We start from the raw sequence: 15,409 nt of genomic DNA on the forward strand, positions 1-15,409 counted from the left end.
CGCAGCCCCTGCTTTTCAGGGGCGCGGGGAACTGCGCGAGCAACCCCCGCCGGACCCGCAGGTTGGGGGTCGAAGGGGCACCGCCCCTGGGGATGGGACGGGTAGGGGCGGCGGGGGGCGAAAGAAACTCAGGACGCGAACAACCGGACGGACCAAGCCGCATGCACCTCCGCCCCGATCTCCAACAACGGCGCGGAAGCCGCAGGCAGGCTCCCCACACCCACACCCCCCACCCCCCGAGCCGCATCGACCGCCGCCCCCACCACCACATCCATCTCGGGAGCCAACCGCGCCAACACCCCACTCGCATCGAACGGATCAAGACTCAACAACCGCACCACCGCACTGGCCACCCCACTCACACTCTCGTAGACAGCGCAGTACGCCGCGTCATCCGCCCCCAACCCGGCCGCCCGAGCCGCCACCCCCAACACCACCGGCTGATGCGCCCCCTTGGGGAACGCCCGCGCCAACGCGTCCAGCTCTCCCGACGGCCACGTCGCCCGCACCGCCCGAGTCAACTGCCGCCCCAGCTTCCGCGAAGCGACCCGCAGCGCGAGCGACGGCGTACGCGCGTCGGCGGCGGCGTCCAGCTCCACCGGATCGTTGCCCAGCGCGGCGGCGGCCGCGAGGGACGCCGACACCAGCCCGGCCGTGTGCAACCGCCCCCGGCAGAACGCCTCCAGCCCCTCCGCCCCGGTGATCAGCCCGGCCTTGACGGCCGCCTCGGCCCCGCCGGAGTGCGCGTGCCCCCCGGCGGGAAACCGGCCGTCGGCCAGGACGAGAAGCGCGGCCCTAGACACCACACCCCCCCAAATGTCCCCCGAACCCCGGGCATCGCACCTGGCACCTCACGCGGTCCACTGCGGCCACACCGCCTCCCACCCCGGCCATCAGAAGAGGAAGTACCGCTGTGCCATGGGCAGTTCGGCGGCCGGCGTCGCCTCCACCAACTCCCCGTCGATGTGTACGGCGAAGCTGTCGGGATCGACCCGCACCTCGGGCCGCGCGTCGTTCTCGCGCATGTCGGCCTTGGTGACCCCGCGCGTCGACTCGATGGCGACGAACCGCTTCCCGAGCGACAGCCGCTCCGGCAGCCCGTCCTCGATGGCGAGCGGTGCCACGAAGTTGAACGAGTTCGAGGCGGGCGCCCGCCCGATCGCCCCGAACATCGGACGCGGGAGGATCGGCTGCGGCGTGGGAATGGAGGCGTTAGCGTCGCCCATCTGCGCGTACGCGATCTGCCCGCCCTTGATCACGAGCTGCGGCTTGACGCCGAAGAACGCGGGCTCCCACAGCACGAGGTCGGCGAGCTTGCCGGTCTCGACGGAGCCGATCTCACGGGCGAGTCCCTGCGCGAGGGCGGGGTTGATCGTGTACTTGGCGACATAGCGACGTACCCGGTGGTTGTCCGCACGCCCGTCGCCCGGCAGCGCGCCCCGGCGCCGCTTCATCACATGCGCGGTCTGCCAGGTCCGCAGGATGACTTCCCCGACCCGCCCCATGGCCTGCGCGTCCGAGGAGATGATCGAGATGGCGCCGAGGTCGTGCAGGATGTCCTCGGCCCCGATGGTGGACGGCCGGATGCGGGACTCGGCGAACGCCAGGTCCTCCGGCACGGCCGCGTTCAGGTGGTGGCAGACCATCAGCATGTCGAGGTGTTCCTCGGCGGTGTTGACGGTGTAGGGCCGGGTCGGGTTGGTGGAGCTGGGCAGGACGTGCGGCTCGGACACCACGGTCATGATGTCGGGCGCGTGCCCGCCGCCCGCGCCCTCGGTGTGGTACGCGTGGATGCCGCGTCCACCGATCGCGGCGAGCGTGTCACCGACGAACCCGGCCTCGTTGAGGGTGTCCGTGTGAATGGCGACCTGGATGCCGGTGCGGTCGGCGACGGTCAGGGACGCGTCGATGACGGCCGGGGTGGAGCCCCAGTCCTCGTGCAGCTTCAGGCCGAGGGCGCCGCCGCGGATCTGGGACAGCATCGCCTCGTGCGAGACGGTGTTGCCCTTCCCGAGGAAGCCGATGTTGAGCGGGTACTGCTCCATCGCCTCCATCATCCGGGCGAGGTGCCACGGGCCGGGGGTGACGGTCGTGGCCTTGGAGCCCTCCGCCGGTCCCGTGCCCCCGCCGACCACCGTGGTGACACCGGACGAGAGGGCCTCGTCGGCGATCTGCGGGCAGATGAAGTGGACGTGGGCGTCGACGCCACCGGCGGTGACGATCCGGCCGTTGCCCGCGATGATCTCCGTCTCGGGGCCGATGACCAGGTCGGGGTGGACGCCGTCCATGGTGTCGGGGTTGCCGGCCTTGCCGATGCCGGTGATCCGGCCGTCGCGGATGCCGATGTCGGCCTTGACGATGCCCCAGTGGTCGATGATCACCGCACCGGTGATCACCGTGTCCGGGGTGCCTTCTGCGCGCGTAGCGCGGGCCTGGCCCATGGATTCCCGGATGACCTTGCCACCGCCGAACACGGCCTCGTCACCGGCGAGTCCGGGCCCGCCGGAACGGTCCTCCTCGATCTCGACGAGCAGGTCGGTGTCGGCGAGCCGGATACGGTCACCTGTGGTCGGGCCGAACAGGTCGGCGTACGCGGCACGCGAGATCTCAGGCATCGAGGGCACCTCCGGTCTCCCCGCGCAGTCCGGGCACGACACGGGCGCCGGTGAGCGGGACGAGTTCTACGTCGACGGGGATCCCGGGCTCGAAGCGCACGGCGGTGCCGGCGGCGACGTTCAGCCGCAGCCCGCGCGCTGCGGCGCGGTCGAACTCCAGGCCGGGGTTGGCCTCGGCGAAGTGGTAGTGGGAGCCGACCTGGACGGGCCGGTCGGCGGCGTTGAGGACCGTGAGCCGGGTGACCTCACGGCCCGCGTTGTAGACGATCGGGTCCTCGGCGAAGAGGATCTCTCCGGGAATCATCGAGGCCCCCTCAGACGATCGGGTCGTGGACGGTGACGAGCTTGGTTCCGTCCGGGAAGGTCGCCTCGACCTGGACGTCGTGGATCATCTCGGGGATGCCCTCCATGACGTCGTCCCGGGTGAGCAACTTCCGCCCGGACGCCATGAGTTCGGCCACCGTACGACCGTCCCGCGCGCCCTCGAGGATATGCGCGGTGATGAGCGCGACGGCCTCGGGGTGGTTCAGCTTCAGGCCCCTGGCCCGGCGCTTCTCCGCCACGTCGGCCGCCACATGGATCAGCAGCCTCTCCTGCTCGTGCGGGGTCAGTTGCACGGCGTCCACCTCACATCCTCGCTCCGGACCGTGCGGGGTCCGGTTGCCTCACCACCGGGCAAATTCGCTGGTGGCGTGGCCGCAGGCTAATTGGGCGGCGTTTCGGCGACGTTAACCGGACCGTGATCCCCTCAGTTCCGGTCGTCCTTGTCCTCCATGCTCATCAGGGCCTTCACACCCAGTTCCACCACCTGGATCGGTACGTCGCCGAAGAGGGCGTACTGGGCCGCGAAGCCCTGGGCGAGCGCGACCATCGTGCGGGCCACGCTGAGAGCCGGGATGTCGGCACGCATCATCCCCGCGTCCTGATACCCCTCGACGATCTTGATCCACGGCTTCCGGACCTGGGCGAACCCGTCTTCGAGGATGGCGTGCAGCTCGGGGTTGCGCAGCGTCTCGGCCCACACCTGGACCATCAGCCGCGGATACAGGGACTCCCCCGCCTCCCCGAGCACCGGCTCCCGGTTCAGGATCCGGCGCAGGACCGCCCCGATCAGGACGTCCGGCGGCGGAGGCGGGCTCTGCAGCGCGGCCTCCTCGAACGACTCGCGTACCTCGCCGAGGACCGCGCCGACGATCGCCGCGATCAGCTCCTCCTTGCCGCTGAAGTACCGGTAGACCGCCCCGGCGGAGAGGTCGGCCTCCTTCAGTACGTCCTGCATCGAGGTGGCATGGAATCCGTTGCGGGCGAAGCAGCGGGCGGCGGCGTCGAGGATCTGGCGGCGGCGGGCGTCGAGACGCTCCTGGGATACGCGGGGCATACCGCCAAACGTAAAACGAACGTTCCTTCTTGACAAGGCGCAGCGCCGGGGCCATGGTGAAGTCAAGAAAAACGAACGCTCCTTCTTTTTAGCGGTCGCGAGTCACCGAGCCACCGACTCAGCCGCTCCCACTCCCCCTATCCACCACTCCCGACCAAGGAGAACCATGTCCGCCCCGTCCGCTGCACCCACCGCGGCCCAGGCCACCGACACCGGCGCAGGCACCACCCCCGCCACCGCCACCGCCGCCACTTCCGCAGCCACCGGCACTGCGACCCCGGCCCACTCGGCACCCCCGAGCCGCCGTATGGTCGCGATCATCGTCCTGATCCCGATCATCGCGGCGCTCGCGCTCTGGGCCTTCGCCTGGCCCAACGCCCGCACCGCGCCCCGCGACCTGCCGCTCGGCGTGGCCGGGCCCGCCACCGCCACCGCCCAGGTCGAGCAGCAGTTGCAGCAGCACGAGGGCGCCTTCGAGATCCACCGCTACGCCGACGAGGCGGCCGCCCGGGACGCGATCGAGGCGCGGACCGTATACGGCGCGGTGGTCGTCACCCAGGCCGGGCCCAAGCTGCTCACCGCCTCGGCCGCGAGTCCGATGGTCGCCCAGTTGCTGCAGCAGGCCGTGACCCAGCAGGCGGCCGCCGAGGGTGTCCAGGTCGAGACCACCGATGTGGTGGCCGCCCCGGCGAACGATCCGCGGGGCTCGGCCTTCGGTTCGAGCGTGCTGCCGCTGGCCCTGGCCGGCACCGTCTCCGGTGCCGCGGTCACCCTGTTCGGACTGCGCCGGGGGCGTGCGGCCGGCGCGCTGGTCGGGGCCGCCGTCCTGGTCGGCATCGTCGCCACCACGATCGCGGACAGCTGGCTGGGCGTACTGGGCGGCAACTGGTGGGCCGAGGCCGGTGTGCTGAGCCTGGCGACCCTGGCCGTCGGCGCCACCGTGGCCGGATGCGCCGCGCTGCTCGGCCGGGCGGGCATCGGCCTGGGCGGGCTGCTGGTCGTCTTCCTCGGCAACCCCTTCGCGGGCGCCGCCACGGCACCCCAGATGCTCCCCGAGCCCGTGGGCACCCTCGGCCAGCTCCTCCCGCCGGGCGCGGGTGCGTCACTACTGCGCTCGGTGTCGTTCTTCGACGGCGCCGCCGCCCTTGCCCCGACCCTCGTCCTGACCGCATGGGCGACCTTCGGCCTGGCGGCGGTCCTCCTGGGCCACCTGCTCAAGCGCCACCCGAAGCCCACGGAGCGGGCGACCACCGAACCGGCCCCGGACCCGGCCCCGGCGCACTGACCCGAGCCCGACGCCCACCACCACCGATACCGGCCGTGCGCCCCCGCTGTAGCGGACGGGGACGCACGGCCTTTCGCCGCATGGACGCATCGCCGCATGGACGCATTGCCACATCGTCGTGCGGACGCGTCGCCGCGCGGACGCAATGCCGGGCGGACGCGTCGCCGCATCGTCACCGCATCGATGCCGCGCCGGTACCGAATCGGGTGCCGCGCCCGGGGACGCCGAGCAGATCGCGCCGGAGCTACGAAGCCCCCGTCCCCCGATGCTCCGCCGTGATCCCGAACCGCTGCTGTTCCCGCGGTGCCGACGCGACCTCGCGGACGGCGGCGACCGCGCTGATCGCCGGCTCGTCGGCGGGTTCCTGGAGGGCTTCGAGCTGCTCCAGATCGGCGGCGGAGACCAGGGCGACGAGGGGCTTTCCGTGCCGCGTCACGACGACGCGCTCGCCGCCGTAGACCACGCGGTTGATCAGATCGGCGAGCTCAGCCCTGGCTTGCGTCACCGGAATCTCGTAGGCCATGGAGTCCAGCTTAGACCGGGCGCGCCGCGCCGCCCTGAGCGGAAGATCCCGTTCTGGCCCACGGCGCCCCCTCCGTTCGTACGCTCGGGCTCGGCCTCCCGCGGGAGGCGTCGGGATGGGCGGCGGCGGGAGCGGTGCTCGCGTCGAGCGGCACGGCACAGGCGGGCTCGGCGGTGAGCGCGAGCGCCGAGAGCGAGAGCGGGGCGGCGGCGGTGGAGTTCCCGCCCGGCACCGAGTTCTCCGGGAGCTCCGGTCTGAGCGTGGAGCCTTCTCGGGCCGACCGGCCCCCGTGGCCGTCAACCGAACTCGCGCGCCCCGCACTTCACGGCGCCCCGGACCACCTCGGTCCGGGGCGCCGCCTTTCGTCCGGACTCCCCTCCCCAGCGCCTCGTACGTCCTGTACATTCTGTACAGAAGTCGATCAGAGGAGGCGCGCCCCATGCCCGTGAACCGACCGTCGGCCCGTCATGTGCTGCCCGAGTTCACCGAGCGCACCAGTGCGGGAACCCGAACCATGGATCCGTACTCGAAGTTGCTGGAGGAACGGATCGTGTTCCTCGGGACGCCGATCGACGACATGTCGGCGAACGACGTGATGGCGCAGTTCATGCACCTCGAGTACCAGGCACCGGACAGCGACATCTCGCTGTACATCAATTCGCCCGGCGGTTCGTTCAGCGCGATGACCGCGCTCTACGACACGATCCGTTTCGTCACCTGTGACGTGGAGACCATCTGTCTGGGGCAGGCGGGCTCGGCCGCCGCGGTACTGCTGGCGGCGGGGACACCGGGCAAGCGGTTCATGCTGCCGGGGGCGCGGGTGCTGATCCATCAGCCGTCGGTGGCCGAGCGGATGGAGGGGCAGGTGAGCGATCTGACGATCCAGGCCGAGGAGTTGGCGCGCAACCGCCGCAAACTGGAGGAGATGCTCGTCCGGCACACGGGACAGAGCCCGGAGCGGATCAGTGCCGACATCGAGCGGGACAAGTTCCTCGACGCCGAGGCGGCGGTGGCGTACGGCCTGGCGGACCGGGTGATCCCGAGCCGCCGGGACTCGCGTACGCCCCCCGGGGAGAGGTGAGGCACGGATGCTGCCACCGGAACTGCCTCCGCTGCCCGCGCTCACGCGCGCCGAGGCGGAGCTGATCGACCGTTATCTGGACGTGGTCGACCTGCTCGGCCGGATCAATCCGGCGCGCGCGGACGACACCTACCGCGGGTTGCGGGCGGCGCAGGCGCTCGTCGCCAAGGCGACCGCCCTGCGCGACGCGCTCGAACTGATGCACAGGCGCGGGGAGAACGAGGTGCACGCCCCGACGCTCGCGCGAGCCCTGCGGGTGCTCGACGGGGAGCGGCGGGCGGGCCGCGTGGCGCTGCCGCCGGAGCCGGAGGACTCACCCGCGTGAAACGATCCCGGGCCGCTCGCCGTACTACTGACGGAGCGTCCGGTCCGGGTTTCGCGCCCTCCGGACGGCCTACCGCGATCGACCCATCGGCCCATACGTCGTGAGGACCTGTGAAGTTGCGCAACGTGCCTGGTACATGGCCGGAACACATCATTCCGGTGCTGGTGCGGACCTCCTCGACCACCTGGACACACCAGGGAAAATCACCCTGTCCACCCGAACGGGCGAGTGGTGAGTAAGACCACAAATCCACGGTTCCGTTGGGATTTTCGGACGTCCGTGCGCCAAGATCCCTTCCTGACGACAAGCCCCCGCCGCAGCGGCGGGGCGATCCGGGTGGACGCCGAGTCCTGCCGCCGCCCGGATGACCGGTCGACAGGATTGCATCGGCAGGAGTGGAGGACCCAGGCACGACGGGTCGCCGGAACGGTCAAGCCATGACCGCGCCGAGCAGCCCTTGGGGTGAAGCCGCGCGAGCGGCCGGGCAACTTCGCCAGCCCGAATCCGACAGGTCATCCTTCACAGGCGGCTGACGAAGGGTTGCGCATGACTGCGCTGAATCGTGTCCCGTCGCTGTTGACCCGGGCCGGCACGGCCTCGGCTCTCACCATCGCCGCAGTGAGCGGCAGCATCGTGGTCCCGGGCGTCGCATCCGACGCCGAGGCCGCCACAGTGGCGTCGAAGGCACTCAAGGTCGCGGCTTCCAAGAAGGGCTCCCCTTACAAGTACGGCGCCACGGGCCCCGGCAGGTTCGACTGCTCCGGGCTGACGCTCTACTCGTTCAAGAAGGCGGGCAAGAAGCTGCCTCGTACTGCTCAGCAGCAGTACAACAAGACGAAGCACATCTCCGCGGGCAACCGCAAGCTCGGAGACCTCGTCTTCTTCCACTCGGGCTCCAGCGTTTACCACGTGGGCATCTACGCGGGGAAGGGAAAGATCTGGCACTCGCCGAAGACGGGTGACGTCGTCCGGCTGCAGAAGCTCTGGACGAAGAACGTCTGGTACGGCCGGGTTCGCTGACCCACCGTCGGGGGGGGGGGGGGGGCCCCCCCCCCCCCCCCCGACGGGCTTGCCCGGGGCGAAACTGGTTACCCGTTCATCCATGGCCGACGAACGCACCCACCCCGCACGTGACGAGACGCCTCATGAGCGCGCCGACCGCAACTACGCCGAACTGTTGCAGGAATTGCGGGTCACCCAGACGGGGGTGCAGATCCTCTTCGCGTTCCTGTTGACGCTGGCCTTCACCCCGCGCTTCCCGGACCTCGACTCCGTACAGCGCGCCACCTATGTCGTCACCCTGCTCCTCGCGGTCCTCGCGGCGGCGCTCTTCACCGCCCCGGCCGCACTGCACCGCTCGCTCTTCGGGCAGAACGCCAAGCCCGTCGTCGTCCGCGTCTCGTCCCGGCTGGCCGGCGCCGGCCTCGCGGTGCTGATACCGGCCTTCGCCGGATCCGTGCTGCTGGTCGTGGATGTGACGCTCGACCGGACGGCCGGGATCATCGCCGGGTCCGGCACCCTCGCCGTCTGTCTGTTCCTGTGGGCCCTGCTCCCGAAGCTGGTGGGACGCGCCGACCGCGACGACGACTCGCCGGCCTCGCGTCAGGGCGAGGACTCCGTCAGGGTTCCTGCGGACCGCCTGTCCTGACCGGCCGCACGGGAACCGTCCACGGCAGTTCGATCGCCACCGTCTTGCCGCCCTCCCGTGTGGGTCTGACGCTCAGCCTGCCGCCGCACTCGGCGGTCAGCCAGCGGATGATGACCATGCCCCGGCCGTTGTCCTGCTGGACGGCGGCCGGCAGGCGTTTGGGAAAGCGCGGATGGCTGTCGGTGACGCCGATACGCAGGTGCTCGTCCCGGTCGAGTGCCATGTCCACGGTGAAGGTGGGTGACTGCCCCAGCGTGTGCTGGACGGCGTTGGTGGCGAGTTCGGACACGATCAGGCGCACGGTGTCCGCGATGTCCGTGTCGCCCGGCAGACCCCATTCGGCGAGCACACTGGCGACGTAGTTCCGGGCTGCGGACACCGAGGCGGGATCGCTCGGCAGAGTGACGGATGCTTCCAGGTGATCTGCCATGGCGAGGCGTCCCTTTCCCACGGGACCGGTGTCCGACAGGGAGCGGATGGTTCGACTACGGTCCCGGACTGGTGCTTCGCGCCAGACTGCCACTACCTGGGCCGTCTCGGGTGGCGATCCACCAAGATATGCATATATCTGTCGCTCGAAGCGGTGAACTATCCGACGGCCGACCGTATTTGGGTGGGGTCTTCGTCCATCCTCTGTCGTCACCCCCGACTGTCGTCTCCCCGACTTCGCGCGCCGGGCGGAAGGAGAATCCCATGCAGTACGGTCCGGCGGTGCGCCGCCGCAAGCTCGGTGCCGAGTTGCGCCTCCTGCGCACCCGTTCCGCGCTCACCAGTATCGAGGCGGCCCATCGCGTGGGCTGGCACCAGTCCAAGGTGAGCCGGATCGAGACGGGCGCCAGCGGGGTGAAGCCCGCGGACGTCCGCAAGCTGCTGGACGCGTACGGGATCGACGACACGGAGTTACGGGAGCTGCTCCTGGCGCTCGCGGGCTCCGAGGACGGCGGCGGGCGGCACAACTGGTGGCACGCGTACCGGGGCGTACTGCCGCCGACGTACCGGGACTTCATCAGCCTGGAGTCGCAGGCCGGGGGGATGCGGACGCTGGAGACCTCGGTGGTGCCGGGTCTGCTGCAGATCCCGGAGTACGCGCGGGCGGTGACCCGGGCCGCGGTGGAGGGGCTGGAAGACGACAAACTCGACGCGCTCGTGGAGGTGCGGCTCGCGCGGCAGGAAGTTCTGCGCGGGACACCGCCGATGGAGCTGAGCGCCGTGCTCGACGAGGGCGTTCTCCGACGTGAGGTGGGCGGTCCCGAGATCATGGCCCGGCAGCTGGTCCGTCTGGTCGAGGCGGCGCGGCTTCCTCAGGTGCGACTGCAGGTACTCCCGTTCACTGCCGGGGCGCATATCGGCGTCACCGGACCTTTCGTAATTTTCTCATTTCCGAGCACATCCGATCTGGACGTGGTTGTTCTCGACCACTTGACGAGTAGCCTCTACCTCGAACGGAAAGAAGACCTCAAGGCGTATGTCGAGGCCTTCAACACCCTTCAGATCCACGCCCTTTCGCCCGAGGACTCGTTGGATTACATCGCCGGGCTAGCCGCCGGCGCGTAAGGAGGCACCATGTCCGCACTGCCTCGGAACGTACCCACCAGTACAGAACTGCGCGGTGTGCGATGGCTGCGCAGCAGCCGCAGCACGGGAATGAACAACTGCGTGGAGACGGCCCGTCCCTGGTCCGGCCGCTGGGCCGGCCTGGTGGCCGTCCGCGATTCCAAGAACACGGCGGGGCCCGCCCTGCTGTTCGACCCCGACGCCTGGGAGGGATTCATCACCACGCTGCGGTGACCACCACCGACAGCGTGTGTACTTCCGCTTGCGGCGACGCTCGGCCGGGACGCCGACTCACGGTCGCGTATCGCCGATGATCCCCACGGCTCGGTCGATCTGCCCCTGTGTGAGATCCGCGCGGGCGGTCAACCGCAGCCGGGAGATGCCGTCGGGCACGGACGGTGGGCGGAAACAGCCGACGGCGAGACCCGCCGCCCGGCAGTCCGCCGCCCATCGGACCGCCTGATCCGGCGACGGCGCGCGTACGGACACCACGGCGGCGTCGGGCCGCACCGCTTCATGGCCCGACGCCGTCAGCCGTGTGTGCAGCTCCCGCGCCACCGCACGGGCCCGCGCGGCACGCTCCGGCTCACGGCGCAGCAGCCGCAGCGCGGCGAGCGCGGCGCCGGTCGCGGCCGGGGCGAGGCCCGTGTCGAAGATGAACGTCCGGGCCGCGTTGACCAGATGGTCGATGACGTGCGCCGGGCCGAGGACGGCACCGCCCTGGCTGCCCAGCGACTTCGACAGTGTGACCGTCACGACGACGTCGGGGTCGCCCGCGAGCCCCGCCGCCTGCGGCACGCCCCGGCCCCCGTCGCCCAGCACACCGAGCCCGTGGGCGTCGTCCACGATCAGCCCGGCACCGTACTCCCGGCAGACGGCGGCGAGTCCGGCCAGCGGGGCGGCGTCGCCGTCCACGGAGAAGACCGTGTCGGAGACGGCGACGGCGGGCACCCCGCCGCCCGTGCCCAGCGCCTTGCGGACCGCCTCCGGATCCGCGTGGGCCACGACCTGGGTGGTGCCCCGGGCCAGCCGGCAGCCGTCGATGAGGGAGGCGTGGTTGCCCGCGTCCGAGACGATCAGGGAGCCGTGCGGCGCGAGCGCGGTGACGGCGGCGAGGTTCGCCGCGTAGCCGGAGGAGAAGACGAGGGCGGCCTCGAAGCCGCAGAAGTCGGCCAGTTCCCGTTCCAGCTCGGCGTGCAGCTCGGTGGTGCCGGTGACGAGCCGGGAGCCGGTGGCCCCGCCGCCCCACCGGCGCGCGGCCTCGGCGGCGCCCTCGGTGATCTCGGGGTGCCGGGCGAGACCGAGGTAGTCGTTGCTCGCCAGGTCGAGGAGCGGTGAGTGGGCCGGACGGGGGCGCAGGGTCCGTACGAGCCCGGCCCGGCGACGCGCCGACGCCTGCTCGTCGATCCAGCCGAACGCCATGGGTCCTCCGGGGTGGTGTGGGCAGCCCGCGACGCCACGCCGTCGTGGACGGCACGGCGAGGGCTTTTGTAGGCAGTGCACAGACACTAACGGCACGACCGTCCGCCCACGATGTGGTGATACCCACACGTCGATCCCACTCTGTTGTCCGAACTCTCCTTGGCCGGGAGCGGCCCGGTAGGACAGGATCGGCTCTCATGGACCTGCTGAACACGCTGGTGGACAAGGGGCTCCGGCGCGAGCCGCTGAGCCGTGCCGAGGCGCTCGCCGTCCTCGGCACCTCCGACGACGAGCTGTTGGACGTGGTGGCCGCGGCCGGGAAGGTGCGCCGGCACTGGTACGGGCGCCGGGTGAAACTGAACTATCTGGTCAACCTCAAGTCCGGCCTCTGCCCCGAGGACTGCTCCTACTGCTCCCAGCGGCTCGGCTCCACCGCCGGGATCCTGAAGTACACCTGGCTCAAACCCGACGAGGCGTCGAAGGCGGCGGCGGCCGGGCTCGCCGGGGGCGCCAAGCGGGTCTGTCTGGTGGCGTCCGGGCGCGGCCCGACCGACCGGGACGTGGACCGGGTCTCCGACACCATCAAGACGATCAAGGACCAGAACGAGGGCGTCGAGGTGTGCGCCTGTCTCGGGCTGCTCTCCGACGGCCAGGCCGAACGCCTGCGCGAAGCGGGCGCGGACGCCTACAACCACAACCTGAACACGTCCGAGGCGACGTATGGCGAGATCACCACGACGCACACGTACGCCGACCGTGTCGACACCGTCCAGAAGGCGCACGCGGCGGGTCTGTCGGCCTGTTCGGGTCTGATCGCGGGCATGGGCGAGAGCGACGAGGACCTGGTCGACGTGGTCTTCTCGCTGCGCGAACTGGACCCGGACTCGGTGCCGGTCAACTTCCTGATCCCGTTCGAGGGCACCCCGCTCGCCAAGGAGTGGAACCTCACCCCGCAGCGCTGTCTGCGGATCCTGGCGATGGTGCGGTTCGTCTGCCCGGACAGCGAGGTACGGATCGCGGGCGGCCGCGAGGTCCATCTCCGCACGATGCAGCCGCTCGCCCTGCACCTCGCCAACTCGATCTTCCTCGGTGACTACCTCACCAGCGAGGGCCAGGCCGGCAAGGCCGACCTGGAGATGATCGCGGACGCCGGGTTCGAGGTGGAGGGCGCCGACCAGGTGACGCTGCCGGCGCACCGGGCGCACGTCGCGGTAGGGGGCGGCTGCGGGTCGCGGGAGAGCGCCGGGTGCGGGTCGCACGCCGGGGGCGGCTGCGGGGCGCACGAGGACGAGGGCGCGGGCGCGGGTTGTGGGTCGCACGCGGGGGGTGGGGTGTGCGGGTCCGCCGAGGCTCCGGCCACCGCGACCCCGGCGGCCGCGACCTCGGTCGGCGAGGCCCGTACCGACCTCGTGGCCGTACGCCGCCGGGGCGCCGGGACCGACCTCGCGCCCAATGCCTGATCTGCCCCGCCCGTCCGCCCCGTCCGCTCCCGGCGTGCCGGAACTGCTGGAGCTCGACCGGCGGCATGTGTGGCACCCGTACGGGCCCATGCCCGGCCGGCAGGAACCGCTCGTCGTGGAGTCGGCGAGCGGGGTCCGGCTGAAGCTCGCGGACGGTTCGGGCGAGCTGGTCGACGGCATGTCGTCGTGGTGGTCGGCGATCCACGGCTACAACCACCCCGTCCTCAACGAGGCCGCGCGCGAGCAGCTCGGCCGGATGAGCCATGTCATGTTCGGCGGGCTCACCCATGAGCCCGCCGTGCGGCTGGCGAAGCACCTTGTCGACATGTCGCCCGAGGGACTTGAGCACGTGTTCCTCGCCGACTCCGGCTCGGTCTCCGTCGAGGTCGCGGTCAAGATGTGCCTGCAGTACTGGCGCTCGCTCGGCCGCCCCGGCAAACAGCGCCTGCTGACCTGGCGCGGCGGCTACCACGGCGACACCTGGCAGCCGATGTCGGTGTGCGACCCCGAGGGCGGGATGCACGAGCTGTGGCAGGGCGTCCTGCCCCGGCAGGTGTTCGTGGACCCGCCGCCGGCCGAGTACGAGGAGTCGTACGCGGAGGAGTTGCGCTCAGCGGTCGAACGGCACGCCGGCGAGCTGGCCGCCGTGATCGTGGAGCCCGTGGTACAGGGGGCGGGCGGGATGCGGTTCCACTCCCCCGCGTATCTGCGGGTGCTGCGCGAGGCGTGCGACGCGCACGACGTGCTGCTGGTGTTCGACGAGATCGCGACCGGGTTCGGGCGCACGGGCGCGCTGTTCGCGGCGGACCACGCGGCGGTGACGCCGGATGTGATGTGCGTCGGCAAGGCGTTGACCGGCGGCTATCTGACCATGGCGGCGGCCCTGTGCACCGCGCGGGTGGCCGACGGGATCTCCCGGGGCGAGGTGCCGGTGCTCGCCCACGGCCCCACCTTCATGGGCAACCCGCTGGCGGCGGCGGTCGCCTGTGCCTCGATCGAGCTGCTGCTCGGTCAGGACTGGCTGTCGGAGGTCAAGCGGATCGAGACGGGACTGCGGGAGGGGCTGGCTCCGGCGCGCGAGGTGCCGGGCGTGAAGGACGTACGGGTCCTCGGCGCGATCGGGGTCGTGCAGCTGGACCACGCGGTGGACATGACGACGGCGACGCGGGCCGCCGTGCGCGAGGGCGTGTGGCTGCGGCCGTTCCGTGACCTCGTCTACACGATGCCGCCGTACGTCACGGGCGACGAGGACGTGGCACGGATCACCCGCGCGGTGTGCGCGGCGGTGCGGGAGGGATGACATGACGGTCCTGGTGATCACGGGGACGGGTACGGAGGTCGGCAAGACGGTCACCACGGCGGCCGTCGCGGCGGTGGCCGTGGCCTCCGGCCGGTCCGTGGCCGTCCTCAAGCCCGCGCAGACGGGCGTACGGCCGGACGAGCGCGGCGACGCGGACGAGGTGGCCCGGCTCGCGGGGGCTGTGACGGCACGTGAACTCGCGCGCTATCCCGAACCCTTGGCCCCGGGAACCGCCGCCCGGCGGTCCGGTCTCCCGCCCGTGCACCCCGAGGACGTCGCCGAGGCGGCGGCCAAGCTGGCCGTCGACCACGACCTGGTCCTGGTCGAGGGCGCGGGCGGCCTCCTCGTACGGTTCGACGAGGCGGGCGGCAGCCTGGCGGACACGGCCCGCCTGCTCGGCGCACCGGTGCTGCTGGTCGCCTCGGCGGGCCTCGGCACCCTCAACACGACCGAGCTGACGGCCCGCGAACTCGCCGTGCGCGACCTGGAGTTGACGGGCGTCGTCATCGGCAGCTGGCCCGAGACGCCCGATCTGGCGTCCCGCTGCAACCTGGCGGACCTGCCGGTGGTGGCGGGGGCACCCTTGCTGGGGGCGGTGCCTGCGGGGGCGGGGGCGTTGGCTCCGGCCGACTTCCGCGCGGCGGCCACGGGTTGGCTGGCGCCGGAGTTGGACGGCGTCTGGGATGCCGACACGTTCACGGCACGGCAAGGCCCCGCTGAACTCTGAGGCCCACCCGCGCCCCAAAGGGGCGCGGGGCTGTGCCGATATGCGGCTTCGCCGCGTGGGCGCGACCAGCCACGACGAACCCGCAGCCGAC

Annotated in this window: 18 protein-coding genes and 1 riboswitch; of the genes, 10 read left to right on the forward strand and 8 right to left on the reverse strand. The window is 71.4% G+C overall.

The genetic code is table 11. The annotated features are described in order from the left end of the window. Positions 1 to 128: 128 nt before the first annotated feature. From ABT147_RS09890 to ABT147_RS09910, 5 genes are all read right to left on the reverse strand, one after another. Complete coding sequence (locus ABT147_RS09890; protein WP_351403819.1) at positions 129 to 803, reverse strand: urease accessory protein UreF; 675 nt, start codon at positions 801 to 803, stop codon at positions 129 to 131. A 90-nt stretch (positions 804 to 893) separates the two neighbouring features. Continuing rightward, on the reverse strand, positions 894 to 2,615 hold the full coding sequence (locus tag ABT147_RS09895; RefSeq protein ID WP_351403821.1) for an urease subunit alpha: 1,722 nt from the start codon (positions 2,613 to 2,615) through the stop codon (positions 894 to 896). Next, a complete protein-coding gene (locus ABT147_RS09900) occupies positions 2,608 to 2,919 on the reverse strand; it encodes an urease subunit beta (protein ID WP_351403823.1) in 312 nt (103 codons plus the stop codon). Before ABT147_RS09900 ends, ABT147_RS09895 begins: the two co-directional genes overlap by 8 nt. Before the next feature lie 10 nt (positions 2,920 to 2,929). Then, on the reverse strand, positions 2,930 to 3,232 hold the full coding sequence (locus ABT147_RS09905; RefSeq protein ID WP_048819736.1) for an urease subunit gamma: 303 nt from the start codon (positions 3,230 to 3,232) through the stop codon (positions 2,930 to 2,932). Positions 3,233 to 3,363: 131 nt separating this feature from the next. After that, the gene (locus tag ABT147_RS09910; protein WP_351403826.1) at positions 3,364 to 3,993 is read right to left on the reverse strand and encodes a TetR/AcrR family transcriptional regulator; all 630 of its coding nucleotides are present in this window, start codon (positions 3,991 to 3,993) and stop codon (positions 3,364 to 3,366) included. A 166-nt stretch (positions 3,994 to 4,159) separates the two neighbouring features. Between ABT147_RS09910 and ABT147_RS09915 the strand changes: the two genes are divergently transcribed. Further along, entirely contained in the window at positions 4,160 to 5,278 is a 1,119-nt protein-coding gene (locus ABT147_RS09915; RefSeq protein ID WP_351403828.1) for an ABC transporter permease, read from the forward strand. Between the two features lie 244 nt (positions 5,279 to 5,522). Here the strand turns inward: ABT147_RS09915 and ABT147_RS09920 are convergent, their stop codons facing one another. Then, positions 5,523 to 5,801 carry a type II toxin-antitoxin system Phd/YefM family antitoxin gene (locus ABT147_RS09920; RefSeq protein WP_351403830.1) on the reverse strand — a complete coding sequence of 93 codons (279 nt, stop codon included), beginning with the start codon at positions 5,799 to 5,801 and terminating at the stop codon, positions 5,523 to 5,525. Positions 5,802 to 6,246: 445 nt separating this feature from the next. Between ABT147_RS09920 and ABT147_RS09925 the strand changes: the two genes are divergently transcribed. The 4 genes from ABT147_RS09925 (at position 6,247) to ABT147_RS09940 (ending at position 8,855) form a co-directional block, all read left to right on the forward strand. Beyond that, positions 6,247 to 6,882 (forward strand): ATP-dependent Clp protease proteolytic subunit, encoded by a 636-nt coding sequence (locus ABT147_RS09925; protein WP_351404101.1) that lies wholly within the window; start codon positions 6,247 to 6,249, stop codon positions 6,880 to 6,882. A gap of 7 nt (positions 6,883 to 6,889) precedes the next feature. After that, complete coding sequence (locus ABT147_RS09930; protein ID WP_351403832.1) at positions 6,890 to 7,207, forward strand: hypothetical protein; 318 nt, start codon at positions 6,890 to 6,892, stop codon at positions 7,205 to 7,207. A 372-nt stretch (positions 7,208 to 7,579) separates the two neighbouring features. Further along, positions 7,580 to 7,750: riboswitch (cyclic di-AMP (ydaO/yuaA leader) on the forward strand. A 3-nt stretch (positions 7,751 to 7,753) separates the two neighbouring features. Beyond that, positions 7,754 to 8,227 (forward strand): C40 family peptidase, encoded by a 474-nt coding sequence (locus tag ABT147_RS09935; RefSeq protein ID WP_351403835.1) that lies wholly within the window; start codon positions 7,754 to 7,756, stop codon positions 8,225 to 8,227. A gap of 82 nt (positions 8,228 to 8,309) precedes the next feature. Beyond that, entirely contained in the window at positions 8,310 to 8,855 is a 546-nt protein-coding gene (locus tag ABT147_RS09940) for a DUF6328 family protein (RefSeq protein WP_351403837.1), read from the forward strand. Here ABT147_RS09940 and ABT147_RS09945 read toward each other — a convergent pair. Beyond that, positions 8,827 to 9,285, reverse strand: a complete 459-nt coding sequence (locus tag ABT147_RS09945) for an ATP-binding protein (RefSeq protein WP_351403840.1) — start codon at positions 9,283 to 9,285, stop codon at positions 8,827 to 8,829. The two genes, ABT147_RS09940 and ABT147_RS09945, sit on opposite strands and share 29 nt — an antisense overlap. 263 nt (positions 9,286 to 9,548) lie before the next feature. Between ABT147_RS09945 and ABT147_RS09950 the strand changes: the two genes are divergently transcribed. Together ABT147_RS09950 and ABT147_RS09955 are read left to right on the forward strand one after the other, a co-directional pair. Next, positions 9,549 to 10,409 carry a helix-turn-helix domain-containing protein gene (locus ABT147_RS09950; protein ID WP_351403842.1) on the forward strand — a complete coding sequence of 287 codons (861 nt, stop codon included), beginning with the start codon at positions 9,549 to 9,551 and terminating at the stop codon, positions 10,407 to 10,409. Positions 10,410 to 10,418: 9 nt separating this feature from the next. After that, positions 10,419 to 10,643: a DUF397 domain-containing protein gene (locus ABT147_RS09955; RefSeq protein ID WP_351403844.1), complete on the forward strand. Its 225-nt coding sequence runs from the start codon at positions 10,419 to 10,421 to the stop codon at positions 10,641 to 10,643. Between the two features lie 57 nt (positions 10,644 to 10,700). Here the strand turns inward: ABT147_RS09955 and ABT147_RS09960 are convergent, their stop codons facing one another. Continuing rightward, on the reverse strand, positions 10,701 to 11,831 hold the full coding sequence (locus ABT147_RS09960; RefSeq protein WP_351403846.1) for an 8-amino-7-oxononanoate synthase: 1,131 nt from the start codon (positions 11,829 to 11,831) through the stop codon (positions 10,701 to 10,703). A 197-nt stretch (positions 11,832 to 12,028) separates the two neighbouring features. Between ABT147_RS09960 and bioB the strand changes: the two genes are divergently transcribed. From bioB to bioD, 3 genes are read left to right on the forward strand one after another with little or no spacing between them, the layout of a single operon-like run. Next, positions 12,029 to 13,291 (forward strand): biotin synthase BioB, encoded by a 1,263-nt coding sequence (gene bioB / locus ABT147_RS09965; protein WP_351403849.1) that lies wholly within the window; start codon positions 12,029 to 12,031, stop codon positions 13,289 to 13,291. Beyond that, positions 13,284 to 14,591 carry an adenosylmethionine--8-amino-7-oxononanoate transaminase gene (locus ABT147_RS09970; protein WP_351403851.1) on the forward strand — a complete coding sequence of 436 codons (1,308 nt, stop codon included), beginning with the start codon at positions 13,284 to 13,286 and terminating at the stop codon, positions 14,589 to 14,591. The genes bioB and ABT147_RS09970 overlap by 8 nt, the downstream gene beginning before the upstream one ends. 1 nt (position 14,592) lies before the next feature. Beyond that, the gene (bioD, locus tag ABT147_RS09975) at positions 14,593 to 15,318 is read left to right on the forward strand and encodes a dethiobiotin synthase (protein ID WP_351403853.1); all 726 of its coding nucleotides are present in this window, start codon (positions 14,593 to 14,595) and stop codon (positions 15,316 to 15,318) included. The last annotated feature ends 91 nt before the right edge of the window (positions 15,319 to 15,409 follow it).

Origin of the sequence: Streptomyces sp. NPDC001868, from assembly GCF_040297125.1 — a bacterium.
Lineage (GTDB): Bacteria > Actinomycetota > Actinomycetes > Streptomycetales > Streptomycetaceae > Streptomyces.

What these genes read in the sequence shown, in the direction of transcription:
- ABT147_RS09945 (WP_351403840.1), bottom strand. Translation starts at nt 9,285, where the DNA reads ATGGCAGATCACCTGGAAGCATCCGTCACTCTGCCGAGCGATCCCGCC.
- ABT147_RS09930 (WP_351403832.1), top strand. Translation starts at nt 6,890, where the DNA reads ATGCTGCCACCGGAACTGCCTCCGCTGCCCGCGCTCACGCGCGCCGAG.
- bioD (WP_351403853.1), top strand. Translation starts at nt 14,593, where the DNA reads ATGACGGTCCTGGTGATCACGGGGACGGGTACGGAGGTCGGCAAGACG.
- ABT147_RS09970 (WP_351403851.1), top strand. Translation starts at nt 13,284, where the DNA reads ATGCCTGATCTGCCCCGCCCGTCCGCCCCGTCCGCTCCCGGCGTGCCG.
- ABT147_RS09955 (WP_351403844.1), top strand. Translation starts at nt 10,419, where the DNA reads ATGTCCGCACTGCCTCGGAACGTACCCACCAGTACAGAACTGCGCGGT.
- ABT147_RS09915 (WP_351403828.1), top strand. Translation starts at nt 4,160, where the DNA reads ATGTCCGCCCCGTCCGCTGCACCCACCGCGGCCCAGGCCACCGACACC.
- ABT147_RS09895 (WP_351403821.1), bottom strand. Translation starts at nt 2,615, where the DNA reads ATGCCTGAGATCTCGCGTGCCGCGTACGCCGACCTGTTCGGCCCGACC.
- ABT147_RS09935 (WP_351403835.1), top strand. Translation starts at nt 7,754, where the DNA reads ATGACTGCGCTGAATCGTGTCCCGTCGCTGTTGACCCGGGCCGGCACG.
- ABT147_RS09910 (WP_351403826.1), bottom strand. Translation starts at nt 3,993, where the DNA reads ATGCCCCGCGTATCCCAGGAGCGTCTCGACGCCCGCCGCCGCCAGATC.
- ABT147_RS09900 (WP_351403823.1), bottom strand. Translation starts at nt 2,919, where the DNA reads ATGATTCCCGGAGAGATCCTCTTCGCCGAGGACCCGATCGTCTACAAC.
- bioB (WP_351403849.1), top strand. Translation starts at nt 12,029, where the DNA reads ATGGACCTGCTGAACACGCTGGTGGACAAGGGGCTCCGGCGCGAGCCG.
- ABT147_RS09950 (WP_351403842.1), top strand. Translation starts at nt 9,549, where the DNA reads ATGCAGTACGGTCCGGCGGTGCGCCGCCGCAAGCTCGGTGCCGAGTTG.
- ABT147_RS09940 (WP_351403837.1), top strand. Translation starts at nt 8,310, where the DNA reads ATGGCCGACGAACGCACCCACCCCGCACGTGACGAGACGCCTCATGAG.
- ABT147_RS09920 (WP_351403830.1), bottom strand. Translation starts at nt 5,801, where the DNA reads ATGGCCTACGAGATTCCGGTGACGCAAGCCAGGGCTGAGCTCGCCGAT.
- ABT147_RS09960 (WP_351403846.1), bottom strand. Translation starts at nt 11,831, where the DNA reads ATGGCGTTCGGCTGGATCGACGAGCAGGCGTCGGCGCGTCGCCGGGCC.